The 21,445-nt window shown below is 49.9% G+C and carries 31 protein-coding genes; 20 read left to right on the top strand and 11 right to left on the bottom strand.

Features of this window, described 5'->3' with window-relative positions; genetic code table 11:
* The first annotated feature begins 130 nt into the window (after positions 1-130).
* Both FZ040_RS03445 and FZ040_RS03440 read left to right on the top strand, forming a co-directional pair.
* Positions 131-733: a helix-turn-helix domain-containing protein gene (locus FZ040_RS03445; RefSeq protein WP_149170701.1), complete on the top strand. Its 603-nt coding sequence runs from the start codon at positions 131-133 to the stop codon at positions 731-733.
* A 22-nt stretch (positions 734-755) separates the two neighbouring features.
* The gene (locus FZ040_RS03440) at positions 756-1,295 is read left to right on the top strand and encodes a flavodoxin family protein (protein WP_149170700.1); all 540 of its coding nucleotides are present in this window, start codon (positions 756-758) and stop codon (positions 1,293-1,295) included.
* 25 nt (positions 1,296-1,320) lie between these two features.
* Here the strand turns inward: FZ040_RS03440 and FZ040_RS14335 are convergent, their stop codons facing one another.
* Positions 1,321-1,509, bottom strand: coding sequence for a DMT family transporter (locus FZ040_RS14335; protein WP_149170699.1), 189 nt, complete (start codon positions 1,507-1,509; stop codon positions 1,321-1,323).
* Positions 1,510-1,883: 374 nt separating this feature from the next.
* On the opposite strand from FZ040_RS14335, the gene FZ040_RS03430 reads away from it, so the two are divergent.
* The 4 genes from FZ040_RS03430 (at position 1,884) to FZ040_RS03415 (ending at position 3,457) form a co-directional block, all read left to right on the top strand.
* Positions 1,884-2,048 (top strand): hypothetical protein, encoded by a 165-nt coding sequence (locus tag FZ040_RS03430; protein WP_187620221.1) that lies wholly within the window; start codon positions 1,884-1,886, stop codon positions 2,046-2,048.
* 197 nt (positions 2,049-2,245) lie between these two features.
* The gene (locus FZ040_RS03425) at positions 2,246-2,764 is read left to right on the top strand and encodes a DMT family transporter (protein WP_255448713.1); all 519 of its coding nucleotides are present in this window, start codon (positions 2,246-2,248) and stop codon (positions 2,762-2,764) included.
* The gene (locus FZ040_RS03420) at positions 2,761-3,219 is read left to right on the top strand and encodes a YaiI/YqxD family protein (protein WP_075428214.1); all 459 of its coding nucleotides are present in this window, start codon (positions 2,761-2,763) and stop codon (positions 3,217-3,219) included. Before FZ040_RS03425 ends, FZ040_RS03420 begins: the two co-directional genes overlap by 4 nt.
* Complete coding sequence (locus tag FZ040_RS03415) at positions 3,212-3,457, top strand: DUF1653 domain-containing protein (RefSeq protein WP_074514564.1); 246 nt, start codon at positions 3,212-3,214, stop codon at positions 3,455-3,457. The genes FZ040_RS03420 and FZ040_RS03415 overlap by 8 nt, the downstream gene beginning before the upstream one ends.
* A 101-nt stretch (positions 3,458-3,558) precedes the next feature.
* Here FZ040_RS03415 and FZ040_RS03405 read toward each other — a convergent pair whose 3' ends face one another.
* From FZ040_RS03405 to FZ040_RS03395, 3 genes are all read right to left on the bottom strand, one after another.
* The gene (locus FZ040_RS03405) at positions 3,559-4,164 is read right to left on the bottom strand and encodes a DUF1847 domain-containing protein (RefSeq protein WP_149170697.1); all 606 of its coding nucleotides are present in this window, start codon (positions 4,162-4,164) and stop codon (positions 3,559-3,561) included.
* 83 nt (positions 4,165-4,247) lie between these two features.
* Complete coding sequence (locus FZ040_RS03400; RefSeq protein WP_149170696.1) at positions 4,248-4,988, bottom strand: DUF134 domain-containing protein; 741 nt, start codon at positions 4,986-4,988, stop codon at positions 4,248-4,250.
* 92 nt (positions 4,989-5,080) lie between these two features.
* Positions 5,081-5,815: a helix-turn-helix transcriptional regulator gene (locus FZ040_RS03395; protein ID WP_369407133.1), complete on the bottom strand. Its 735-nt coding sequence runs from the start codon at positions 5,813-5,815 to the stop codon at positions 5,081-5,083.
* A 283-nt stretch (positions 5,816-6,098) separates the two neighbouring features.
* Between FZ040_RS03395 and FZ040_RS14210 the strand changes: the two genes are divergently transcribed.
* From FZ040_RS14210 to FZ040_RS03360, 7 genes are all read left to right on the top strand, one after another.
* Positions 6,099-6,821, top strand: a complete 723-nt coding sequence (locus tag FZ040_RS14210; RefSeq protein WP_187620220.1) for an MFS transporter — start codon at positions 6,099-6,101, stop codon at positions 6,819-6,821.
* A 34-nt stretch (positions 6,822-6,855) separates the two neighbouring features.
* Positions 6,856-7,461: a glycoside hydrolase family 127 protein gene (locus FZ040_RS14205; RefSeq protein WP_187620219.1), complete on the top strand. Its 606-nt coding sequence runs from the start codon at positions 6,856-6,858 to the stop codon at positions 7,459-7,461.
* A gap of 25 nt (positions 7,462-7,486) precedes the next feature.
* A complete protein-coding gene (locus FZ040_RS03380; RefSeq protein WP_222930934.1) occupies positions 7,487-7,609 on the top strand; it encodes an NAD(P)H-dependent oxidoreductase in 123 nt (40 codons plus the stop codon).
* A 58-nt stretch (positions 7,610-7,667) separates the two neighbouring features.
* Positions 7,668-8,456 carry an EFR1 family ferrodoxin gene (locus FZ040_RS03375; RefSeq protein ID WP_149170692.1) on the top strand — a complete coding sequence of 263 codons (789 nt, stop codon included), beginning with the start codon at positions 7,668-7,670 and terminating at the stop codon, positions 8,454-8,456.
* Positions 8,457-8,540: 84 nt separating this feature from the next.
* Positions 8,541-8,942 carry a pyridoxamine 5'-phosphate oxidase family protein gene (locus tag FZ040_RS03370; protein ID WP_149170691.1) on the top strand — a complete coding sequence of 134 codons (402 nt, stop codon included), beginning with the start codon at positions 8,541-8,543 and terminating at the stop codon, positions 8,940-8,942.
* Between the two features lie 144 nt (positions 8,943-9,086).
* Entirely contained in the window at positions 9,087-9,653 is a 567-nt protein-coding gene (locus FZ040_RS03365; protein WP_149170690.1) for a DUF3793 family protein, read from the top strand.
* A gap of 29 nt (positions 9,654-9,682) precedes the next feature.
* Positions 9,683-10,114, top strand: coding sequence for a flavodoxin (locus FZ040_RS03360; RefSeq protein WP_149170689.1), 432 nt, complete (start codon positions 9,683-9,685; stop codon positions 10,112-10,114).
* Positions 10,115-10,177: 63 nt separating this feature from the next.
* Here the strand turns inward: FZ040_RS03360 and FZ040_RS03355 are convergent, their stop codons facing one another.
* From FZ040_RS03355 to FZ040_RS03325, 7 genes are all read right to left on the bottom strand, one after another.
* Complete coding sequence (locus FZ040_RS03355) at positions 10,178-10,642, bottom strand: hypothetical protein (RefSeq protein ID WP_149170688.1); 465 nt, start codon at positions 10,640-10,642, stop codon at positions 10,178-10,180.
* 68 nt (positions 10,643-10,710) lie between these two features.
* Positions 10,711-12,069: a PTS sugar transporter subunit IIC gene (locus FZ040_RS03350; protein ID WP_149170687.1), complete on the bottom strand. Its 1,359-nt coding sequence runs from the start codon at positions 12,067-12,069 to the stop codon at positions 10,711-10,713.
* 189 nt (positions 12,070-12,258) lie between these two features.
* Positions 12,259-13,695, bottom strand: a complete 1,437-nt coding sequence (locus FZ040_RS03345) for a 6-phospho-beta-glucosidase (protein WP_149170686.1) — start codon at positions 13,693-13,695, stop codon at positions 12,259-12,261.
* Between the two features lie 13 nt (positions 13,696-13,708).
* Positions 13,709-14,047, bottom strand: coding sequence for a PTS lactose/cellobiose transporter subunit IIA (locus FZ040_RS03340; protein WP_149170685.1), 339 nt, complete (start codon positions 14,045-14,047; stop codon positions 13,709-13,711).
* Positions 14,048-14,057: 10 nt separating this feature from the next.
* Positions 14,058-14,357 carry a PTS sugar transporter subunit IIB gene (locus tag FZ040_RS03335; protein WP_149170684.1) on the bottom strand — a complete coding sequence of 100 codons (300 nt, stop codon included), beginning with the start codon at positions 14,355-14,357 and terminating at the stop codon, positions 14,058-14,060.
* Between the two features lie 159 nt (positions 14,358-14,516).
* Complete coding sequence (locus tag FZ040_RS03330) at positions 14,517-14,714, bottom strand: hypothetical protein (protein ID WP_149170683.1); 198 nt, start codon at positions 14,712-14,714, stop codon at positions 14,517-14,519.
* A gap of 16 nt (positions 14,715-14,730) precedes the next feature.
* Positions 14,731-14,991, bottom strand: a complete 261-nt coding sequence (locus FZ040_RS03325; RefSeq protein WP_033171075.1) for a hypothetical protein — start codon at positions 14,989-14,991, stop codon at positions 14,731-14,733.
* Positions 14,992-15,232: 241 nt separating this feature from the next.
* Between FZ040_RS03325 and FZ040_RS03320 the strand changes: the two genes are divergently transcribed.
* The 7 genes from FZ040_RS03320 (at position 15,233) to FZ040_RS03295 (ending at position 21,442) form a co-directional block, all read left to right on the top strand.
* Positions 15,233-15,535 (top strand): LysM peptidoglycan-binding domain-containing protein, encoded by a 303-nt coding sequence (locus FZ040_RS03320; RefSeq protein ID WP_187620218.1) that lies wholly within the window; start codon positions 15,233-15,235, stop codon positions 15,533-15,535.
* A gap of 316 nt (positions 15,536-15,851) precedes the next feature.
* Positions 15,852-17,771 (top strand): threonine--tRNA ligase, encoded by a 1,920-nt coding sequence (gene thrS, locus FZ040_RS03315; RefSeq protein ID WP_149170681.1) that lies wholly within the window; start codon positions 15,852-15,854, stop codon positions 17,769-17,771.
* 171 nt (positions 17,772-17,942) lie between these two features.
* Positions 17,943-18,524 (top strand): type IV toxin-antitoxin system AbiEi family antitoxin domain-containing protein, encoded by a 582-nt coding sequence (locus tag FZ040_RS03310; protein WP_149170680.1) that lies wholly within the window; start codon positions 17,943-17,945, stop codon positions 18,522-18,524.
* 104 nt (positions 18,525-18,628) lie between these two features.
* Positions 18,629-18,754 carry a hypothetical protein gene (locus tag FZ040_RS14200; RefSeq protein ID WP_255448712.1) on the top strand — a complete coding sequence of 42 codons (126 nt, stop codon included), beginning with the start codon at positions 18,629-18,631 and terminating at the stop codon, positions 18,752-18,754.
* On the top strand, positions 18,732-19,187 hold the full coding sequence (locus tag FZ040_RS14330) for a nucleotidyl transferase AbiEii/AbiGii toxin family protein (RefSeq protein ID WP_369407132.1): 456 nt from the start codon (positions 18,732-18,734) through the stop codon (positions 19,185-19,187). Before FZ040_RS14200 ends, FZ040_RS14330 begins: the two co-directional genes overlap by 23 nt.
* Before the next feature lie 103 nt (positions 19,188-19,290).
* Complete coding sequence (locus FZ040_RS03300; protein ID WP_149170679.1) at positions 19,291-19,608, top strand: TIGR04076 family protein; 318 nt, start codon at positions 19,291-19,293, stop codon at positions 19,606-19,608.
* A 220-nt stretch (positions 19,609-19,828) separates the two neighbouring features.
* Positions 19,829-21,442, top strand: a complete 1,614-nt coding sequence (locus tag FZ040_RS03295; protein ID WP_149170678.1) for a type I restriction-modification system subunit M — start codon at positions 19,829-19,831, stop codon at positions 21,440-21,442.
* Positions 21,443-21,445 lie beyond the last annotated feature (3 nt).

The following is a 21,445-nucleotide window of genomic DNA, read 5'->3' as shown; positions in this document are numbered from 1 at the left end:
AATTTAGGTCAGCTGGCAGAAGCGTTCGTTTGCGTCAGAGTGGCCGGTGATTGGTGTGAAAATACTATACTTTCCGTAGGTTGGATAAATCCCCAACCCATTATATGATATTGGGCAAGGAGGGATGAACATGGATCAATATGTAACTGGCAGTATCATCAAAAAGCTTCGGGAAAGAAGCACCATGACGCAGTTGCAGTTAGCGGAACTGCTCAATGTAAGCGATAAAACGATATCGAAATGGGAGACGGGGCGTGGGTATCCGGATATAGCCCTGTTAGAACCCTTGGCCAGGGCACTGCAGCTTTCTGTCACGGAGTTATTGGCTGGTGAAAGCATAAGCAATACAAACCGATGCTTTAACATGAAAAGAGTGAAGCTTTATGTATGCCCCATCTGTGGAAATGTCATCCTCTCAACGGGGGAGGCTGCCATCAGCTGCTGTGGCATAATGCTGCCGCCTGTGGAAGCAGAGCCACCTGATTCAGTGCATACCATTCATGTAGAACCTATGGAAGATGAATATTATGTTGCGGTGAATCACAGTATGGATAAGAAACATTACATATCGTTTGTGGCAGCTGTCAAAGAGGATGGATATGAGCTAAAGAAACTCTACCCGGAAGGGGTAGCTGAGGCCAGGTTTAAGCGGAGCAATATTCGTAAGCTGTATTATTACTGCAATCAGCATGGCCTGTTTCAGGTGCCATTGACGGCAGGCAAAGGATTATGAATATTTTAGGGGAGGACTTAGAATGAGCAGGATTGTGGTTTTGGTGGGCAGCAATCGAAAAGGCGGCAATACGGATTTACTGGCAAAGGCCTTTGCAGATGGTGCCAGTGACCGTCATGAGGTAGAGCTGATATCCGTAGCCGATTATAAGGTGGGGCCCTGTATTGGCTGTAACAGTTGTTTCCAAAAGGAAGGGAATCCCTGTTTTCAGCAGGATGATATGCAGCAGATTTATGACAAGCTCAAAGTGGCAGATATCTTGGTCATTGCTTCGCCCGTGTATTTCTATGGGGTTAGCGCTCAGTTGAAGGCGATTATCGACCGGCTGCACAATCCGCGGCGTGATGCGTTCAATATCAGGAAATTGGCGATGATTCTGGTTGGCGCCGCGACCTTGCCGGAACTATTTGATGCAATCCTCATGCAGTATAAGCTGGTCTTGAACTTCTTCAACTTAGAGGATGGCGGTACGGTGCTGGTGCGCGGTGCCAAGGAAAAAGGAGACGTTCGGCAGGGAGACAGCCTGCAGCAGGCTTTTAAGCTGGGACAGACCATTTCTTGAGATGTCAGTGGTACCATGAGGGGGATTATCCCCAGGGCAAGCCCAGGGGGAGCAACAGTAAGGATTTGGAAAAAATGTAGAAACAGGTTCCCATTCCCGCTATGAAAGCAACGCTGGGCATTAGTTTGGTAAAACCGCAGGAGGCTTTCAGCATAGAGGTGGAAACAATTTCCAGGGCGATAGCGATGGCGAGCAGAAGATAACCTTTTAGCATGTGTTTAAAATCCTTTCGAAAAAAAATAAGGCCAGATAAGAATGCGATCTTATCTGGCCTGAATAACCCGTTCTGGTGTCTATGGACACCTTATCTGGCAAGCAGGCGATTGCTTGCCGTCCGATACGAGTATTGATTTTAGCAAATAGGCTGATGGCTGTCAACCGAGATTTGATTTTTTGACATGTCAAATCAGCTGAGGCAGGAATCTTGCCTGGACCCTTGGCAGGATCTGCATAGCGATGTTAGGGAGTGGAATGAAGCGGGAAGAGAAAAGCAAAGATATTCGCGGGTGGCAGAAGTCCTGAGCTGGACAGCTTTGGGCGTATGCTTTATGATGTGTACATATTGATTTACCATTGGAGGCATTTGTCATGGCATATGAAGCAAAATATACGTTAAGGGTCCTGATTGATGATTGGGTGGAGGAAACGCCTTGGGAACTGGAGGGGGAGCATGGCCTTTCCTTTTACGTCGAGACCCCGGAGAGCAAGTTCCTCTTCGACTGCGGGCATACCGGGGCAGCCTGGCTGGCCTGACGCCGGCAAGATTCCGCGGGCTTTTTAATGTGGATGTGCGGGGGCGGCGTGACGTGATATCTGCTCGTGGCAGTTCTCTGTAAGCCGGCAGGTTGACTGGTCAAATTGACTGGTCAACCTGCCGGCTGTTTCTGTGGGCTGGATTTACTTTATACCAGCAACGCGTTATAATCGAGGAACAAAGGAGGAGGGATCTATTGCGTAATCTGCTTATCGGCTCGGTACTGTTGTCACTGGCGGGCAGTATCTGGGGCGCCATGTTCATCGCCGTCCGGCTGACGACAGGGGTTATTACGCCTGTGGCCTTGGTCTGGATGCGGTATGGTGTGGCGCTTATCCCCTTGGTATTTCTCATGTACCAGCAAAAAATCTCGTGGAAGATCGAGCGCAAGGACTGGAAACTGCTCCTGCTTTCGGCCCTTACGGGAAACACTTTGTCGATTGTCACCCAGGAATCCGGCACTATGCTGACTTCTGCGCAAATGGGGTCTGTCATAACAGCAGCTACCCCGGCGTTCATGGTGGTCTTTGGCTGTCTGCTGCTCCATGAGCGGTTCAATCTCAGCCGCTTGTTGTCGGTGGTTCTGGCCACCGTTGGGGTATTGCTCATCGTGGTTGATCCCGATAATATGCGCAGCGGCAGCCTGCTGGGCGGCAACACCACCGCCGCAGAAAAGCTGGCCCTGGCAAATCCAAGACAAGGAGCTTCGCTATGAAAATATTTGTCGATGCAGATGCCTGCCCGGTGGTCAAGGAAACAGAAGAAGTGGCGGCAAAATATTCGGTGCCAGTGGTTTTGCTATGCGATACCAATCACATCCTGCAGTCTGCTTATAGCGAGGTAAAGATAATCGGCGCAGGAGCCGATGCGGTGGACTTTGCACTGGTCAATTGCTGCCGGTCTGGCGATTTGGTGGTTACGCAGGATTATGGAGTGGCAGCCATGGCTTTGGGCAAGAAGGCGTATGCTATTCACCAGAATGGCTGGCAGTATACCAATGAAAATATCGAGCGGCTGCTGATGGAACGCCATCTGGGGAAGAAGGCACGTCGTGCCTCGAGTAAAAGCCATTGGAAAGGGCCACGGAAGCGCTCCGTGGAAGATAATATACAGTACCAGGCAAAACTGGAAGGATTGCTGAAAAAGATTATGGAGGAAACCGATGGATAAACAATATGGGCGGCCAATCCCGCAGGCGGGCGAGATATGGCAGCATTTCAAACACAACGATTACAAGATCATCGCCTGCCCGGTGATCCATACCGAAACGGAGGAGCTGTACTGCGTGTATCAGGCGCTTTATGGGGACTATGGCATATTCTGCCGGCCGCTAGCCATGTTCATGAGCGAGGTGGATCATGCGAAATATCCCCAGGCAGAGCAGAAATACCGGTTTGAATGCAAATGATGCCAAGAGGTGGTGCCGATGAAGGTTTTAGCAGTAGACGATGAACAGCGCATACGGGCGCTGCTGGCGTTCCAGCTGCAAAAGCATGGCTATGAATGACTTCAGACTTCGTCCTCATCCATAATTCCCAGTTTCCGCTTCCAGTAGCGGGAATAAATGGCACCCAGAGGATTGTGGGCCAGCAGCCGGTCTTTTACCACTAAGGTGGTGACAGGGCCGGGGCAGCTGGCATTAAATATGGTATCATGTCCCACGCAGAGGCCGCAGGAGATGAAAAATTCTGTGCCTTTTTCCGCTAGAATCCTGGCTTGGAATTTTGGATTGCACATGGCTTCATGCGTAAGTTCGGGCTTGACCTGTTTTAGGCCAAGCTCTTTTTTGTTGAAACTGCAATTTTTGCAGCAGACGCTGTAAAAGGTAAAACCTTGTTGCTCGTAGTAGCGGGCAATATAGCGGGCTTCGGCGTTGAGACCGATGCAAAAGGCCATGCCGAGCTTCTTATAGCCCATGGCTTTAGCAAATTCCGCTGTTTCCTGCAGACGGGTGATGTTGCTGTAGAAGGTTCCCTCGACATAGGCAGCAGCTTTCATAATGCGGCGCTCTTCCTCATCGTAGGCGGCAAGAATCGTTTCCCGGTCGATGCCGGTGCAGTTTGTTCCTTTTGTGTAGCAGGCATGGGAGTGACAATTGGCACAATCCGCTTTCATAGTAAAACCTCCTAAAACTATTCGCTTGGCAAAAAAGGTGCCCAAACAAAATCGTCGGGCACCTTTGGGTCTTATCGTTGGTATTAGTGGCAACTGTGGCTGCCGCAGCCATGACTGCCACAGCTATGGCTTTCGCCGTGGCTGTGATGGTCGCAGTGAACGGCCGGGTCGTAAGCCAGTTTTCCCGCTAAGAAATCCTGTACCGCTGCATCAGCGTCACCCTGAACACCGCCATACAGGGTAATGCCTGCCTGAGCCAGTGCGTTCTGAGCACCGCCGCCAATACCACCGCAAATCAGGGTGTTGATGTTTTCTTCCTGCAGCAGGGTAGCCAAAGCACCGTGGCCGGCACCGTTGCTGGAAATTACATGGGATTCCTGAATCGCATTGTTTTCAATGGTATAAACTTTGAAGGTCTCCGTGTGGCCAAAATGCTGGAAAATCTGGCCGTTGTCATAGGTAACTGCAAGTTTCATAGGTTGGTTACTTCCTTTCTGCATAGCTGCTCGGACTGGATGGGGGCTGTGCTGACAAGCCGGGCAGAGTTCAAAATTTCCGCCGCGAATGACCAATGGGCGGCCTTCCACCAGACAGCCGGCGATGCGTCTGCGGGCTGCTAGATAAAGAGCCTGTACCGTTGTGCGGGCTACTCCCATTTGTTTGGCGCATTCTTCCTGGGTCATGCCCAGGTAATCAAGTAGACGGATGCACTCATATTCTTCTAGTGAGATGGTAACTTCGGGTGCTTCCGTTGCTTCCTGCGGAACAAAATGTGTGCAGGGGGGGAGCCCGCCGATACGGCGTTTTTTTAATGGTCTGCTCATCGTTAGCCTCCGTTTTTTGACATATGTCTTAATGAAATTATAGCATGACTTTTTGACATATGTCAATTTATTGGGACGCAGTGATGAAAAAACTATCGATTGCGCCATTGGTGAGGTGTTACGCCATAATGCCGCTTGAAAAGCCGGGTGAAATAGCCGCCATCGTTAAAGCCGGTCTCGTAGGCGATTGTTTGGATGGATGAATTGCTGGTTATGAGAAGCTGAGCGGCTTTTTCCAGTCGCAGCTGCTGGATAATCTGCCCCGGTGTTTTCTGATAGCGTTTTTTCAGGAGGCGGATCACATATGATGGATGGAAAGAGAAGTGTTCGGCTATATCGGTAAGGCAAAGGTTTTCTTTGTAGTGATCGTTCAGAAAGGCAAAGATTTCGGCTGCTGCATCGTGGGATTGTATTTCCGCACTTGATTCGCCAATGTAGGCAAGAAGGGTGAAGAAAAGCTGCTGGAGTTTTAATTGGGGAATGGTGTTATCCGAAAAGCGTTTGCTGTTTTCCTTGCGGTCGATGCGAACCTGGGTGATTTGCTCCATGATGTCCAGCATGTTGGGCTGAAGTTCTTTCAGGATGGCTCCGTACTGGGGCAGTGAGATGTGGAAGGGCTTCTTTTCAAACTGCTGGGAGCTTTTCTGGATGACATTGGAATCGCGGACTGGGGTCTCAGAGCAGGAAAAACTTCCGGTAGTATAAAAGTGCAGCCAGTGGAAGATGGTTTCGGTACGGCAGGCTTTAGTGCCCCGATGAAGCCTGTTGGGCGGCAAAATGAGGAACTGTCCTGTGGTAACCGTAAACTGCTGGCCGTCTTCTTCCATGAAGAGTTCTCCCTGGTGAACGTAAATGAGGTCAAAGGTATGGGGAAGCGTTCGGCGGAGATGGCGGTCGCCACTGCGAAAAGTGGACATGCCGCCGACAATCAGGTAGGGAAGGGGCGGACACGAGAAGATTAGATACCTTTCGGACTACCTCCTGTGGTCAATTTTCTCCTATAAGTCGCAAACGGACTGACTATCTCGGAAGGGGATGGGAACTTATAATAAAAGCATGAAGAAGACGCGTCAAAATTTTTATTTTGGAGAATCGGAAGGAGGAGTTTTAATGTCTGAGGATAAGGTCACGGGGAAAACAGAACTGCGGGGCCGTTTAAGTTATGCGCTTACGGATGGATGTGGGAACCTGCTATATTGTATAATCGGGTCTTTTTTGCTCTATTTCTATACGGATGTATTTGGCTTGTCCGTAGCTGTTACCGGTACGCTGCTGTTGGCAACCCGATTGCTGGATGCCATTGATGCGCCGTTATGGGGCTTTATCGTAGATCATACGAAAACCAAGTACGGCCAGAGCAGACCATACTTTCTATGGCTGTGCGTGCCCTTTGCCGTGTTTATGTGGCTGACCTTTACCACGCCAGATTTAAGCGGTACGGCAAAGGTGGCTTATGCAGCGGTTACTTATATTGCGGCGGGTGTTATCTACACAGGGATACAGACGGCGATTACCTCCATATTGCCGAATCTGTCCCATAACTCGGAGGAACGAGTGGTTCTCAACACCTTTCGCATGGTGGGGGGCAATGTTGGGGCGTTTATCTGCATGACCTTCACCCTGCCTTTGGTGGCTTACTTTGGTGGTGGCAATGACCAGCTGGGCTTTTCCATGACACTGGCATTTTTCGGCGTGATTGCCGCGGTGCTCTTATTTGTAGCTTTCCGAAATCTGCGAGAAGTGAATGTGGAGAAGATCAAACGGATTCCCATCAAGGATAGCATCCGGGCGATTAAGGGAAAACCTGGCCCGCCTGATCAGTTCGCTCAATGAGTATATCTATACAGTCGGTGATGATACCGTCTATGTGGATTTGTATGTTGGTTCTGAAGCAGAGATTTCCCTGGGCGATAAAACGGTGGAACTATCCATGAGAAGCCAGTTTCCCTGGGAAGGCAACGTGGAGCTGGCCACCAAAGCGGATGGCCGATACGGGATAGCCCTGAGGATTCCCTCCTGGGCAAAGACTTATAAGATTGCCGTAAATGGCAGTGCAATAAAGGAAGAAAAGCAAAATGGCTATGTAACAGTGCGCAGGAACTGGCATAAGGATGACAAGATTACTTTGGAAGTTCCCATGGAGGCCACCCTTTATCAGGCAGCACCGGAAGTGCGGGAAGACATTGGACGGCTGGCTGTACAAAGAGGGCCGCTGGTATACTGCGCCGAATCCATTGACAATGGAGAAGGGCTGGAACGCATCCGGCTTATGGATGGCATGGAGTTTATCTATGAATACAGCGACAAGCTCTTCAAGGGGGCAGGTATACTTCGTACGGATGCGGTGAGGGAAGCAAAGGGCAACCAGCTTTATAGCCTTTATGGCAAATTTTACCGGAAAACTTCAATTGTTGACGCAGGGGGGGAAGGTGTAAAATCCTTATTTAAATATCAGGTTTGCTATTTGGTATAGCTTGCGGATGATGGGAGGGCTTAGAATGAGCAGGATAGTGATTTTGGTGGGCAGCAACCGAAAGGGAGGCAATACGGATTTACTAGCAAAGGCATTTGCCGATGGTGCCAGTGACCGTCATGAATGTCGGGGATTTCAGGCAAGGTAGAAAGAAATAACGGGCAGAGGTATAATATCCGTAGGTATAAATGAATCGGTAAAATGAGGTGAGAGAAATTCGTACGGTAATTTACTATTATTCGGCAACCGGCAACTCCTTGTATGTAGCCCGGGAATTACAGCAGGCTATTAATGGTGTTGAGATACGTTCCATCGTCCAAGCCATACAGGAGGATAAGCCGGAGGCCAAGGCAGATTGTGTAGGTTTTGTATTTCCGATGCATTACTTCGGTCTGCCATTGCAGGTGGAGGAGTTTTTGCATAAGCTTACGATTCTAGAATCTCCGTATATTTTTGCCATCGCTACCTGTGGTGTGCCTTATTGGGGCAGGCCTTTTGTGGATGCGGCAAAGATATTGCAGGAAAAGAATCAGCAGCTGCAGGCTGCCTGGTATGTGCGGTTGGTGTCCAACTATATTCCCTGGCGTGATATTGCAGCCGATTGGCAGATAGCGGTGAGAGCGTGGCTGGCAGAGCGGAAGCTGAAGAAAATCGCCAGTGCCATCGGAACCCGGGAACAGCATGAGACCTGGCAGCTGCTCAGGAAATTCTGTGCAGGTTATCATGATAAGTGGAAGGCAAGACAGCAGGAAATTGCAGAAAATTTTCAGTGCGATAAGGAAGTGTGTACGTCCTGCGGGCTTTGCGAGCGGATTTGCCCCAAGGGAAATATCCTGCGCCCTCAGGGACAGCCTATTTGGCAGCAGGATTGTGTGGAGTGCTTGGGCTGTTTGCATATCTGTCCTACTGAGGCTATCAATTATGGTGAGCAGACAAAGGGCCGCAAGCGGTACAGGCATCAGCTGGTGAAACCGGCGGATTTGCTTCAACGATGATAGGGGAGATGGCAGGATTACAGTTGTATCAAATCCATATCCGCTTTATAATTAAAGTAGTTCGAGATAAGGAGGTTTTCTATTATGTCAAATGTAGAAAAGGTAAAGGAATTTTTGGATAAGGCTAAGACCTTCTATTTTCTGACTACGGATGGAACGCAGCCGAAGGGCCGGCCGTTTGGCTTCCATATGCTGGTGGATGACAAGCTATACTTTGGTTGTGGCACTTTCAAGAATGTCTATAAGCAGTTGGTTGCCAATCCGAAGGTAGAGGTATTGGCGCTGGCTGGCGATGAGTTCCTGCGTTACGATGGCCAGGCCAAGGTGGTTAAGGATGATGCCCTGCTGGCCAAGGTGCGGGAGATTATGCCGCAGATCATGGATATATATGATAAGAATGGTTGGGAGATGGGGCTCTTTTACCTGGAAAACGGCCATGCCGAGATTCGCGGGATGTTAGACCTGATAGAGGAATTTCCTGTTTGATTTTGTAAAAGAAACCGCTATGACACAGCACAAAACGTGTGGGTCATGGCGGTTTCTTTTTTTTATTGCAATTGAGAATAGTTCGCGTTATAATAAAACTGTAGTTGAGAATGTGTATCAACAAAATAAAAGAGGTGGTAGTGTTTGGCCAAAGAAGATTTTGAACAGGTGATGGGGATGCATGCGGCGCCGATGCTTTGGGGCGTTAAGGCGGCGAATATGGTTTCGTTCCGCAAGAGCAGTTTTGATGACTTTGATGCGCTGCTCGAGTCGTATGCGCCCTGTTTCCGCTGCAAGGGAATTTCGGTATTCCGGGTATCGGAAGGAGAAGAATACGTACTGCTGCTGTTCTACCGTGAGGAGGCAATGTGGCGTACGCTTCATCAGCCAAAGGCTATGAAGCTGTTGGAGCGTTTCGGGTATCGGCGTGAGGATACGCTCGATGAATTGCTCGAACGTTTGAAAATCCGGATGCAGGTACGGAAGACCTTTCCTCATGAGGTCGGCCTTTTTCTTGGGTATCCGCCGGATGATGTGGCCGGGTTTATTGAAAACAAGGGCCAGAACTACGCCTTTAGCGGCTATTGGAAAGTTTATGCAAATGCGCAGCGGACAAAAGCGCTGTTTGACCTCTACACGGATTGTTCCCAGAATTTCTGTTTGGAACTTGAAAAGGGCCGCCGGTTTGAAGAACTTGTTCGCGCAGTATGAGCAGCAAAGAGATAGAAAGAAGGATAACAATGAAAAAAATGGCAATTATCTATTGGTCGGGAACGGGCAATACACAGGCAATGGCTGAGGCAATCGCCGAAGGGGCAAAATCCGGCGGCGATTCGGTGGAACTGTTTGAGGTGGAGCAGTTTGATAACGGAACGCTGGCGCAGTACGATGGATTGCTCTTTGGCTGCCCCGCGATGGGCGATGAGGTATTGGAAGAAGGGACCTATGAGCCGTTCTTTGCAGAGGTGGAGGGAAGTCTCAAAGATAAACCCGTGGCGCTGTTTGGCTCGTATGGCTGGGGCGGCGGTGCCTGGATGCGGGAATGGGAAGACCGTGTCAAAAACGATGGCGCCAAACTCTTTGGCGATGGTCTGGCGATTGAAAATGCGCCGGACAGCGATGGCGTAGCTGCCTGCCAGAAGCTTGGCAAGGATTTTGCCGCTTCGCTTTAACAGAAAAGAAAAAATAGGCTTAGCACCAGTATATTAATCACTGGCGCTAAGCCTATTTTGCTTTTATAAGTATTTTAACAGCCACGAAATCGTGAAGAAAATGATCAGGATAGAGGTGAACATCTCAATGGACTGGCGGCTGCGGTCCTGTTCGTAATGCTTTTCAAAATCGTCGACGGCTTTTAAGTAGCAGTTCATCGTTATAACGGACAGTTCGTTAACGGTTTTGCGCGGCGTATCCTTGGTTTGCCACTGCTGGATATCGTTTTGCTCGACCAGACGGAACAGGCCGATAAAGCGGTGTTTTTCCCGGCGGTAGGAACTGCGAAGCTCAAAGGCATTTATCGCAACGAGCACGAGATTTATCCAGGTTCCGGCCGTCAAGCCCACCTGAAGCAGGTCGATAAAAGTCACGGACAGGATAAAGAGATGCAAAAGCCAGATATGGCGAAGCGCAACGCGCAAAAAGAGCAGTTTTGGCATATGGCAAGGGTCGCCCGGCCATAAGATATAAACGGAACGAAACATAGCAACACTCCTTTATGTACTGCCTTTATTATAACGCGATAGCACAAAGTTTGCCAAGGAAAAATCTGTTAAAGCTGTGTTTGCGGTTCGTGCTGCATCTCTTCGGAATGGCCGTCGTCAGCACTGTTTTCGGACTGGCCCTGTTCTTCTTTGAGCATGGCGTTGTCCTGCATGCGGACAAACGGGTAATAGACAATCGTTGACATGACAATCGTCGCCAGCTGTACGACAGCACCCTGCCAGCCGTTCAGGAGGAAGCCGGCGATAATCGGCGGGGCCGTCCAGGGAACCTGTACGGCACTGAATGGTGCCATGAAGCCAATGACAATCGAGGCATAAGTCATGACGAGCGCAATCAGCGGCACAAGTACAAATGGAATCAACAGGTACGGGTTAAAGACAATCGGCAGGCCGAAGATAATCGGCTCGTTGATGTTGAAGAATCCCGGGACCGTGGCAAGTTTCGTCAGTGATTTGAGTTGCGAGGATTTTGCCGAGAGCCAGCTGGCAATCAGCAGGCCAAACGTCAGGCCGCAGCCGCCGGTCTTGACCATGAAGTCGACCTGGCAGGTGATGATTTTCGCATCGGGATTGCCCGCGAGCTGCATGCCCATGTCGAGCAGGTGCTGGTTGTCGAGGGAGTTGGCAATGAGGATTGGGCTTACGACGCCGCCGACGACGTTCGGGCCGTGAATGCCAGCCCAGAACAGGATGCTCTCGAGCGCCTCGATAATCGAGCCGCCGACCAGCGTATCGGAAAGGCCCTGCAGCGGGGTCTGGATAATCTTGAAGATGAGCTCGGGCAGTGTCGTAGCTCCGAGATAATGGCAGATGCCGTAGAGGACGGAGGCACCCGTGAAGAGCACCATGCCCGGTGTCAGCGCTTCAAATGCTTTGGCAACGCCGCCGGGAACGGCATCCGGCATCTTGATGCCGATGTGGTGCTTTTCGCAATAGCAGAACACCCAGGAGGCGGCAAAGCTTACGAGAATAGCGGTGATGACGCCGTTGCTGCCAGCCCAGGCCTTCGGGATAATGTCGCCAACGGTTTCCCCGGCTTTGGTGGTAAGCGACGGTGGCAGCAAAATCAGGAAAGTGGACAGCGAGAGAATGGAGGCCATGATGGCATCGCAGCCCTCAGATTCTACATATTTGTAGGTGACGGCAAGAACAACAATCAGCGCGAGCACGCTGAAGGTGCCACCGGCTACGGCGTTAAGTGGTGCCGTCCAGTCGGGGCCGAACAGGCTCGCCATAAATTCCGGGTAGCCTGGAATCGGCAGATTGGCAAGCAGCAGGAATACCGAGCCGCAGACCGTAAACGGAGTCGTCATGATAAAGCCATCGCGCAGGGCTGCTACCGCACGGATTTCGGCGAAGCGTCCCATGAAATCGACGAACTTGTCAAAGAGTTCTTGTTTTGTCATGTTAATCCTCTCTTTCCAGTTGATGGGATGAATAATTCCTTGATGTGTCTTACTATAGCATGGCGATTGCTATTGATTCAACGGATTGGCGATAGGTTGAGACGATGCTTTAAGAATAATAATAAAAAAGGCGAAACAATTGTAACGTTGTTTCGCCTTTTTTCTGCAACCAGGAATGAAGCGGTTGGGTTAATCGTTGCTGAGGTCCTCGCCATTCGTAGCGATTACCTTTTTGTACCAGTTGAACGATTTCTTGCGGAAGCGTTTGAGTGTGCCGCGGCCTTCGTTATCTTTATCCACGTAGATGAAGCCATAGCGCTTTTCCATTTCGCCCGTTCCGGCGGAGACGAGGTCGATAGGGCCCCAGGGGCAGTAGCCCCAGAGGTCAACGCCGTCTTCATCGATGGCTTTTTTCATTTCCTCGATATGGGCTTTGAAATAAGCGATGCGGGCATCGTCGTTGATTTGCCCGTTTTCGTCCGGTTCCTCGTGCAGGCCAATGCCGTTTTCGACAATCATCATCGGCAGTTCGTAGCGCTCCTGCAGCGTGTTGAGCATAATGCGGAGACCAAGCGGGTCAATCGGCCAGCCCCAGTCGGATTTCTTGAGATAGGGGTTGTCGATACCCGTGGAGAAGCCGCCCTGCAATTCTTTAAAGCGGCTGCGGTCGCCGGAGGTGGCCGAGCTCATGTAATAGCTGAAGGCAAAGTAGTCGACCGTTCCCTGCTGGAGCGTTTCGAGGTCGCCCTCTTCAATGTCGATGTTGTAGCCCTTGTTTTCCCAGAGCTTGAGGATATAGGACGGATAATGGCCGCGGGCCTGGACATCGCCGAAGAAATAGCTCTTGTCCATTTCCTTGATAGCGGCCAGCTGGTCGGCCGGGTTGCAGGTCTCCGGATAGCAGGGGCCCATAGCCAGCATGCAGCCAATCTGGAAATCCGGGTTGATGATATGGCCTTCGATGACTGCTTTGGCGGAGGCCACAAACTGATGATGCGCAACCTGATAGAGAACGGCGTATTTATCCTCATCGTCCTGATAGAGAACGCCCGAGTTCGTAAACGCCATGAACGGAACGTTGACTTCACGCTGGTTGTTGATTTCGTTGAAGGTCATCCAGAATTTGACTTTGTCCTTATAGCGTTTGAAGCAGGTCACTGCAAAGCGGACAAAGAAATCGACAAGCTTGCGGTTGCGCCAGCCGCCGTATTCTTTGACCAGATGATACGGCATTTCAAAGTGGGAGAGGGTGACGACCGGCTCCATGCCGTTTTTATGCATTTCATCAAAGAGGTCATCGTAGAATTTGAGGCCCTCTTCGTTCGGCTCCAATTCGTCGCCGTTAGGGAAAATGCGTGTCCAGGCAATGCTGGTGCGGAAGCATTTGAACCCCATCTCGCCGAGCATGGCCAAATCTTCTTTATAGGTATGGTAGAAGTCGATGCCTTCATGGTTCGGGTAGTTTTTGCCCGGAATGACACCGTCGGTGATTTCACGCGGGACACCATGACGGCCTGCCGTCATAACATCGGCAACGCTGACGCCTTTGCCGCCTTCCTGCCAGCCGCCTTCGAGCTGATGGGCCGCAACGGCACCACCCCATAAAAATCCTTTTGGGAAACCCATAGTAGTACCTCACTTATCTGTTGTTGATTTTTTCTTCGAGCGTTTCGATGCGCTTATAGGCATCCATAAATTCTAAGGCGATGGTCTTAAAGCCTTCGGCACTCATGAGCTGGTCCTCAGCGTGGAGAATCAGCAGGGAAAGCGTGCTGCCAGGACCATCCTGTGCTTCTTTGGTCAGCAGGTTGGCATGGGCGTCATGTCCCTCCACGAACATGTCGTCACCTTCGGCAATCAATGATTCGGCCTTATCAAAATTCCCCTGTTTGGCCTCTTGGATTGCCTCGATGTAGCAGCTGCGCGCCGAGCCTACCGAGGAGATAATCTGAAATGCTGTAAGTTCGAGTCCTTCCATGGTGGTCACCTCACGCCATGAGACTCTTGGCATATTTCAGCACGCCGGCGCCGTCCATACGGCCGTACATGCGCATGTCGATGGCATCGACGGGAATGCCCGGGCAGAGTTCAGCAATCTTGTTTTTCTGGAAGCGGACCTGTGGCCCGAGCAGGATGACATCAGCATCGGAGGCTTTGGCATTTGCCTCGGAAGTCGGATAGGCAGCAATTGAGCATTCATAGGATTCGGCTGCAGCCGCTTCCTGCATTTTCTTTACCAGCATGCTCGTAGACATTCCAGCAGCACAAAGCAAAACAATCTTTTTCATAATAATCTTCCTTTCCAATTTTGATTCCTGTTCAAGACAAATCCACTATAACATAGCGTTTGTTATCGTTTCAATACGTTTGGGGTATCTTGGTAGTTTGTTTTGAATTATTGCAATAAAAAAGTGAAACACTTGAAACAGCGTTTCACTTTCGGCAATTTAACGGAAATAGGTGTTGGCGGCCGTGCTGATGCCAAGCAGCAGGCAAAAGACCATAATACCGCCAGCAAAGTAAGCCGCACAGATTTTGAAATTGCGCTCGGCATAGTAGCCTTTGATGTTGGTCCAGACCACATCAGCGGTGACCATGAGCACGATAAAGCAAATGATGTGAACAATGTTGCGAAGAATATTCATGAATGAAAACTCCTAATCAATAGAGATGATAGACTTTCCAGGGAATCTGGTCGACGCGGATTGTCTTTAGAAAGTCTACGATATCTTTTCGTCCGTAATAATGTGGGGTGCCGTTATTATCCTGACTCATGAGGATGATGGGCATGTTGGGAAAGAACTGTGAAAGTTCCTGGCGTGTCTTAATGAGACGGGTGGTGTACATGGTCACCGATTGTTTGACGGCAATGACGGCAAACGTGACGCCTTGCTCAATGATGACAGCACCATGAATATTCATAGGACGCTCCTTTCTGTGGGAAAATTGACAAGTCAAATTGACAAGTCAACCTTGACTTGTCGTTGACTTGTCAAGCTCACTTTTATTTTAACAAAGGGGAAAAACAGCTTCAAGAGAAAAAATGTTCGCCAAAACTATTGCAGGAATAAATGTTCTGTGCTAAGATAAGAACATGAATTTGACAAAAACACGTTCGCAGAAAGAATGTTTTAATGTGTTGTGGCTTAGGAGGTTTTCTGTGATGAAGAAAAAAATTTTGTGGATTGCCGTTGCTTTTTTGCTGTTCGCCGTTGTATCGCCGTTTCAGCTGACGAATGAATACCTTCGTTCCAGTGACTTCGATACGGTGACGGTCAAACAGAACGACAGTGTTTGGAACCTGGCCCGCCGCTACACGGAAAATGAGAGCCGGGCCGAGGAATTGCAGCAGGCGATTATCGAAGTGAATGGGTTAAATCCCGATGGCAGCAATCTGCGGGTAGGGCAGCAGCTTCAGGTTCCCGTTATACGAAATACCGAGGGAACACAATTAGCCGAAAAATAATCGGCAAATCCCTTGACAGTGGCGGAGCGGACTTCTATAATAAAGAACATCAAAGCAAAGACGAAGACACGACGGCAGACAAGCGTCTCTAAGAGAAGGATGCATTTGGTGCGAGCATCCCGGGATAGCAGCTGCGGCCACCACTTCGGAGCTGCCCCGCAGAAGCCTATGGGTGTGTAAGCCGGGCCGGAGACTTTTCCGTTATCAAAGACTGAGTGGCTTTCCTTTAGCAGGAGAGCAATTTGGGTGGAACCACGATGCGTTAGCTTCGTCCCTATTTCGGGACGGAGCTTTTTTATTTTAAGGAGGGTTTTTCATGTTAAAGATTACGCTCAAAGACGGCGCAGTCCGCGAAGTCGAGGAAGGCAAGAGCATCCTTGAGTTCGTCAAAGAAGTAAGCAACAGCCTGGCCAAGAAAGTCCTGGCTGCTAAAGTAGATGGTGAGACGAAAGACCTCACGACGGTCCTGACGAAGGACTGCCAGGTCGATTTCCTGACGTTTGAAGACGCTGACGGCCGCTGGGCACTTCGCCACACGGCATCCCATATCCTCGCGCAGGCCGTAAAACGCCTCTATAAAGACCAGAACGTCAAGCTGGCTATCGGCCCGGCTATCGACAATGGTTTCTACTACGATATCGATATGGACAAACAGCTTGGCGAAGCTGACCTCAAGGATATCGAAAAAGAAATGAAGAAAATCGTCAAAGAGAACCTCAAGCTCGAGCGCAAGGAAGTCAGCCGTGCTGATGCCCTCAAGATGTTCGAGGAGATGGGCGAGAGCTACAAAGTCGAGCTCATCAATGACCTGCCGGAAGATGCGCTGATTACGCTCTACACGCAGGGCGAGTTCACGGATCTCTGCGCTGGCCCGCACGTCGTATCGACGGGCAAGGTCAAGGCTCTGAAGCTCCAGAGCGTTGCTGGTGCTTACTGGCGCGGCAGCGAGAAGAACAAGATGCTCCAGCGCATCTATGGTACGGCTTTCGAGAAACAGACTGACCTCGATGAATACCTGCACATGCTCGAAGAAGCAGCCAAACGCGACCATCGCAAGCTGGGCAAGGAGCTCGACCTCTTCAGCCTGCATGAGGAAGGCCCGGGGTTCCCGTTCTTCCATCCGAACGGCATGGTTGTCCGCAATGAGCTCATCAACTACTGGCGTGAAGTTCATCGCCGTTATGGCTACCAGGAAATCAAGACGCCGATGATCATGAACCGCAAGCTCTGGGAGACTTCCGGTCACTGGGATCATTACAAAGAGAACATGTACTTCACGAAAATCGACGATGAAGACTATGCAGTAAAACCGATGAACTGCCCGGGCGGTATGCTGGTCTACAAATCCCATCAGCACAGCTACCGTGACCTGCCGCTGCGTCTCGGCGAGCTCGGTATCGTCCATCGCCATGAGCTTTCGGGTGCACTGCACGGCCTGTTCCGCGTCCGCAACTTCACGCAGGACGATGCGCATCTTTTCATCACGCCGAACCAGATTGAAGAGGAAATCCAGCATACGATTGACCTGTTCGATGAAGTTTACAGCACGTTCGGCCTCACGTATACGGCTGAGCTCTCCACGCGTCCGGAAGACTCCATGGGCTCCGACGAAATCTGGGAGAGCGCAACGGAAGCTCTGCGCAACGCGCTCGAGCACCGCGGCCTCAAATACGTTATCAACGAAGGCGACGGCGCTTTCTACGGCCCGAAAATCGACTTCCATCTGCGCGATTCCATCGGCCGTACGTGGCAGTGCGGCACGATTCAGCTCGACATGCTGATGCCGGAGAAATTCGACCTCACGTATGTCGGCGAAGACGGCGAAAAACATCGTCCGGTCATGCTGCATCGCGTCGTTTACGGTTCGATTGAGCGCTTCATCGGCATCCTCATCGAGAACTATGCCGGTGCCTTCCCGACGTGGCTCGCGCCGGTACAGGTCCGCATCCTGCCGATTACGGAGAAACATGCTGACTATGCTTATGAGCTCAAGAAGAAAATGTTTGACCTCGGCCTGCGCGTAGAAGTCGACGACCGCAACGAAAAAGTCGGCTACAAGATCCGTGAGAGCCAGGTCAAGAAGACGCCGTATACGCTCGTTGTCGGCGACCAGGAAGTTGCTGATAAGACGGCAGCTGTCCGCAAACGCGGTGTACAGGAAAGCACGACGATGAAGATTGATGACTTCATCGCCTACGTCCAGGAAAAAATCGCCAGCAAAAGCGAAGAGTTTTAATTAACCCTGCGGTTAACTATCTGACCGGTCAGGTTGACATGTCATTGACATGTCAATTTGACCGGTCATTTTTGTGCGATGACAGCCAAGCGCAGAGCGATAAATGGTGGTAAAACTATCGACTTTCGTGCTTATTTTATATATAATATAAGCACGAAAGTTGGTGGTGATATGAAAGCAATTGCACAATTTATCGATGAATCGGGGCTCCTGTTGACCCAAAAAGCCATTCGTGGTGGTATAAAAAAGGACCGCTTTTATCGCTTTGTTGCGGATAACCACTTTGAGAAAGTCGCACAGGGAGTATATCTTTCCCCTGAAGCCTGGGGAGACAGTGCCTTTGTTTTGCACCAGCGGTGTCCACAAGCCGTTTTTTCTCATGATGAGGCACTTTTCTACCATGAGCTCATCGACCGTGAACCTATGGAACAGACTATAACTATCTATTCTGGCTACAATACCCAAAAACTCAAAGCGTCTGGAATAAAGGTCTTTACTGTAAAAAAGGAATTACTTAACATTGGTCGGACAGAATATAAAAACTCCTTTGGACACATGATTCCCGTCTACGACTTGGAGAGAACCATCTGCGACCTTGTACGCAATCGGAGCAGTTTTGAAATCCAGGACTTCCAGACTGCCATAAAAAACTACACCCGCCGTTCTGATCGGGACTTAAACAAGCTGATGTTTTATGCTTCGTTTTTTCGCGTGGAAAAACTGATACGTCAGTATATGGAGGTGCTTTTGTAACGAAAATCACTTCAGCCCAGTTAAAAGGACGACTAAAAAATCTTGCCAGCCAGCATCACGCCGATGCTCGCACGCCCATGCGCTTGTTCATGATGGAGCGATTCTTGGAAAGAATCGCTGCTTCAGATTATCGGGACAACTTCATCATCAAAGGCGGCATACTCGTAACATCACTTATTGGCGTGGCTTTGCGTTCTACCATGGACTATGCCTGTTCCATTGAAAATTGACATTTCCACCGGTGATGTAATCACTCCTCGCGAAATACACCATCAGTATAAGTTGCTTCTAGAAGACCGTTCCATTATGCTGTGGTCGTATAACCTGGAAACACTGTTATCCGAAAAAATCCAGACAGTTCTAGCCCGTGGCCTGCTGAATACACGGATGAGAGACTTTTACGACTTGTATGAACTTTCCAGGATTTACTATAATAAAATAGACATCGCTACACTCAAAGCTGCATTCATAGCCACCTGTGCGAAACGAAACCCCAAAAATCTTCGTCAAGATGCTCCGCAAGTAATTATGAAGATACAACAGGACAATACTCTGATGGCATTATGGAAATCATATCAGAAAAAATATACCTATGCCGTCAAAATATCCTATGAAGATATTATGCTTAGTTTGATACAGCTGTGGAAACTTATAAATGGCTAATGAGACAAAAATGATGTTATGATAGATTCTTAGCGTATCTATGGCGCTTACGATGCTGTGGATTAAATGCCATTAGAATTTTTATAAATCAGGAGGTGGTGGTATGAAGAAGGTACTCATAACTGTTGTGCGTAAGGCTTGTTATCTGGATTTGATGGAAAAGTACGAAAATCCCATCGAGCACGCCTGCGATATGGAGAAAGGTGCCGTGTTCATCGCCAACGGCTGGCAGCGGCCAGAAGGATTGTGTGAAAGCGCCTGGGAAACCATGTCGCCGTTTGTTATGGCTCTCGCGCATGGTGCCAAGGACTTTTACGATGGTTGGATGAAGAATCCTCGGTCAGCTATGATTTCCTGCAACGACGGCTTCCGCCCCGTGAGTTTCCTGCTCGAGACCATGGATGAAGAGGCTGAGCTATGATATCATCGGTCAAGAGGTTCGGAGAAAGTTCGGAGAAGTTCGGTGTTTAGTTGTGTGAAAATATGATAAAATAATAGATGCTGGGAAACCAGCCGAAAGACTTACAGTCGGCCATACCCATGTGGCCGACTCTTTATATGCTTGGGTTACTTAAAGAATGACGCTCAAGGTGACGTCCAAGATGACGCTCAAGAAAAATGGACGCGGGAGGGTATTATATATGGCATCACAGGAACTTAACCAGGCACTTTGGAATGCGGCTAATGTTATGCGCAGTACGATGAGTGCGGATGAATATAAAAACTATTTGCTCGGGATGATTTTCTACAAGTATCTGTCTGACCGTCAGCTTTATGCGGTGGTGGATTTGCTGGAGGATCGCAAGCCTGAGAGTCTTGACGAGGCGCAGCGTCTTTATGAGGAAGCGCGGCAGAGCGAGGACTGGGAGGATTTGAAGGCGGAGCTGGAGGAGAATTACAGCTTTGCCATTGAGCCGCAGTATACTTTTACGGCGCTATATAATGAAATCAACAACAAGACCTTTACTACCGACCATCTGCGTCAGGCCATGCGGGATATTGAGCAGGGCGGCGAGGCCATCCGTGGGCAGAAGCTTTATGAGGATTTATTCGAGGACTTTGATATTGACTCCAAGAGTCTGGGCACTACGCCAGCCAAGCGCAATGCCATGCTTTCCGATGTGATGAAGGAGCTGGCTCATATCGATTTCACCCAGTATGGCGCGGATGCCTTGGGGGATGCTTACGAATATCTGATCGGCCAGTTTGCCGCTGGCTCGGGCAAGAAGGCGGGGGAGTTCTATACGCCACAGGCGGTTTCGGAGCTTATCACGCGTATTGTAACCAAAGGCAAGGAGGGGGAACCTGCTTTTTCCATTTATGATCCGTGCATGGGGTCTGGTTCTTTGCTGTTGCATGCCCGCAGTTATATCAACGAGGACTGCCGCAATGGCATCCAGTTCTTTGGGCAGGAAATCTCTCATACCACCTACAACTTGGCCCGCATGAATATGATTCTGCATAATGTGCCCTTCCAGTATCAGCATTTCCGCAATGGCGATACCCTGGGGGCTGACTGGCCGACGGAGGAGCCGACGAACTATGACGGTGTGTGTATGAATCCTCCGTATAGCCAGCATTGGAGTGCGGCGGCAGGCTTTTTGACTGACCCGCGGTTCCAGCGGTATGAGAAGCTCGCGCCGAAGTCCAAGGCGGATTTTGCCTTCTTGCTTCATGGCTTTTATCATCTGAAGGAAAACGGTACCATGGGCATTATCCTGCCTCATGGCGTATTGTTCCGCGGGGCGGCGGAGGGCACAATCCGCAAGCACCTGCTGGAAGATGGCAATATTTACGCCGTTATCGGCCTGCCTGCGGGGATTTTCTTCAGCACGGGCATACCGACCTGCATTATCGTGCTGAAAAAAGACCATGTGAGCCGTGATGTGCTCTTTATTGATGCGTCAAAAGAGTTCCGCAAGGAAAAGGCCCAGAACTTTATGGATGCGGAGCACATTGACAAAATTATGGCGGCTTATGATGAGCGCAAGGATGTGGACAAGTTTGCCCATCTGGCCACCTTTGAAGAAATCAAGGAAAATGACTACAACCTCAATATTCCCCGTTATGTGGATACCAGCGAGCCGGAGCCGGAAGTTGACCTTAAAGCTGTATGTGCAGAGATGCAGTCGATTGACGCTGACATTCAGCAGACGGCCAAGGAACTTTTTGACATGTCAACAAATTTGACTTGTCAAGATAGAGAGACGGAAGAATCTTTGGCAGAGCTTCTCAAGGTATTGCAGGAGGGCTGAAAT

This window comes from Pseudoselenomonas ruminis (assembly GCF_008271295.1).
In the GTDB taxonomy this organism is placed as follows: domain Bacteria; phylum Bacillota; class Negativicutes; order Selenomonadales; family Selenomonadaceae; genus Selenomonas_A; species Selenomonas_A ruminis.
Note: the sequence above shows the minus strand (reverse complement) of the source record. Positions and strands in the feature narration are given on the sequence as shown.

Coding starts and splice junctions, on each gene's coding strand:
- FZ040_RS03415 (WP_074514564.1), top strand. CDS start 3,212: ATGGATAAACAATATGGGCGGCCAATCCCGCAGGCGGGCGAGATATGG.
- FZ040_RS03320 (WP_187620218.1), top strand. CDS start 15,233: ATGAAGAAAAAAATTTTGTGGATTGCCGTTGCTTTTTTGCTGTTCGCC.
- FZ040_RS03430 (WP_187620221.1), top strand. CDS start 1,884: ATGGCATATGAAGCAAAATATACGTTAAGGGTCCTGATTGATGATTGG.
- FZ040_RS03380 (WP_222930934.1), top strand. CDS start 7,487: ATGAGCAGGATAGTGATTTTGGTGGGCAGCAACCGAAAGGGAGGCAAT.
- FZ040_RS03330 (WP_149170683.1), bottom strand. CDS start 14,714: ATGAATATTCTTCGCAACATTGTTCACATCATTTGCTTTATCGTGCTC.
- FZ040_RS03395 (WP_369407133.1), bottom strand. CDS start 5,815: ATGGAAGAAGACGGCCAGCAGTTTACGGTTACCACAGGACAGTTCCTC.
- FZ040_RS03350 (WP_149170687.1), bottom strand. CDS start 12,069: ATGACAAAACAAGAACTCTTTGACAAGTTCGTCGATTTCATGGGACGC.
- FZ040_RS03295 (WP_149170678.1), top strand. CDS start 19,829: ATGGCATCACAGGAACTTAACCAGGCACTTTGGAATGCGGCTAATGTT.
- FZ040_RS03360 (WP_149170689.1), top strand. CDS start 9,683: ATGAAAAAAATGGCAATTATCTATTGGTCGGGAACGGGCAATACACAG.
- FZ040_RS03445 (WP_149170701.1), top strand. CDS start 131: ATGGATCAATATGTAACTGGCAGTATCATCAAAAAGCTTCGGGAAAGA.
- FZ040_RS03420 (WP_075428214.1), top strand. CDS start 2,761: ATGAAAATATTTGTCGATGCAGATGCCTGCCCGGTGGTCAAGGAAACA.
- FZ040_RS03345 (WP_149170686.1), bottom strand. CDS start 13,695: ATGGGTTTCCCAAAAGGATTTTTATGGGGTGGTGCCGTTGCGGCCCAT.
- FZ040_RS14330 (WP_369407132.1), top strand. CDS start 18,732: ATGCCTGTTCCATTGAAAATTGACATTTCCACCGGTGATGTAATCACT.
- FZ040_RS03370 (WP_149170691.1), top strand. CDS start 8,541: ATGTCAAATGTAGAAAAGGTAAAGGAATTTTTGGATAAGGCTAAGACC.
- FZ040_RS03310 (WP_149170680.1), top strand. CDS start 17,943: ATGAAAGCAATTGCACAATTTATCGATGAATCGGGGCTCCTGTTGACC.
- FZ040_RS03405 (WP_149170697.1), bottom strand. CDS start 4,164: ATGAAAGCGGATTGTGCCAATTGTCACTCCCATGCCTGCTACACAAAA.
- FZ040_RS03340 (WP_149170685.1), bottom strand. CDS start 14,047: ATGGAAGGACTCGAACTTACAGCATTTCAGATTATCTCCTCGGTAGGC.
- FZ040_RS03355 (WP_149170688.1), bottom strand. CDS start 10,642: ATGTTTCGTTCCGTTTATATCTTATGGCCGGGCGACCCTTGCCATATG.
- FZ040_RS03325 (WP_033171075.1), bottom strand. CDS start 14,991: ATGAATATTCATGGTGCTGTCATCATTGAGCAAGGCGTCACGTTTGCC.
- FZ040_RS03300 (WP_149170679.1), top strand. CDS start 19,291: ATGAAGAAGGTACTCATAACTGTTGTGCGTAAGGCTTGTTATCTGGAT.
- FZ040_RS14335 (WP_149170699.1), bottom strand. CDS start 1,509: ATGCTAAAAGGTTATCTTCTGCTCGCCATCGCTATCGCCCTGGAAATT.
- FZ040_RS03335 (WP_149170684.1), bottom strand. CDS start 14,357: ATGAAAAAGATTGTTTTGCTTTGTGCTGCTGGAATGTCTACGAGCATG.
- FZ040_RS14210 (WP_187620220.1), top strand. CDS start 6,099: ATGTCTGAGGATAAGGTCACGGGGAAAACAGAACTGCGGGGCCGTTTA.
- thrS (WP_149170681.1), top strand. CDS start 15,852: ATGTTAAAGATTACGCTCAAAGACGGCGCAGTCCGCGAAGTCGAGGAA.
- FZ040_RS03440 (WP_149170700.1), top strand. CDS start 756: ATGAGCAGGATTGTGGTTTTGGTGGGCAGCAATCGAAAAGGCGGCAAT.
- FZ040_RS03400 (WP_149170696.1), bottom strand. CDS start 4,988: ATGAGCAGACCATTAAAAAAACGCCGTATCGGCGGGCTCCCCCCCTGC.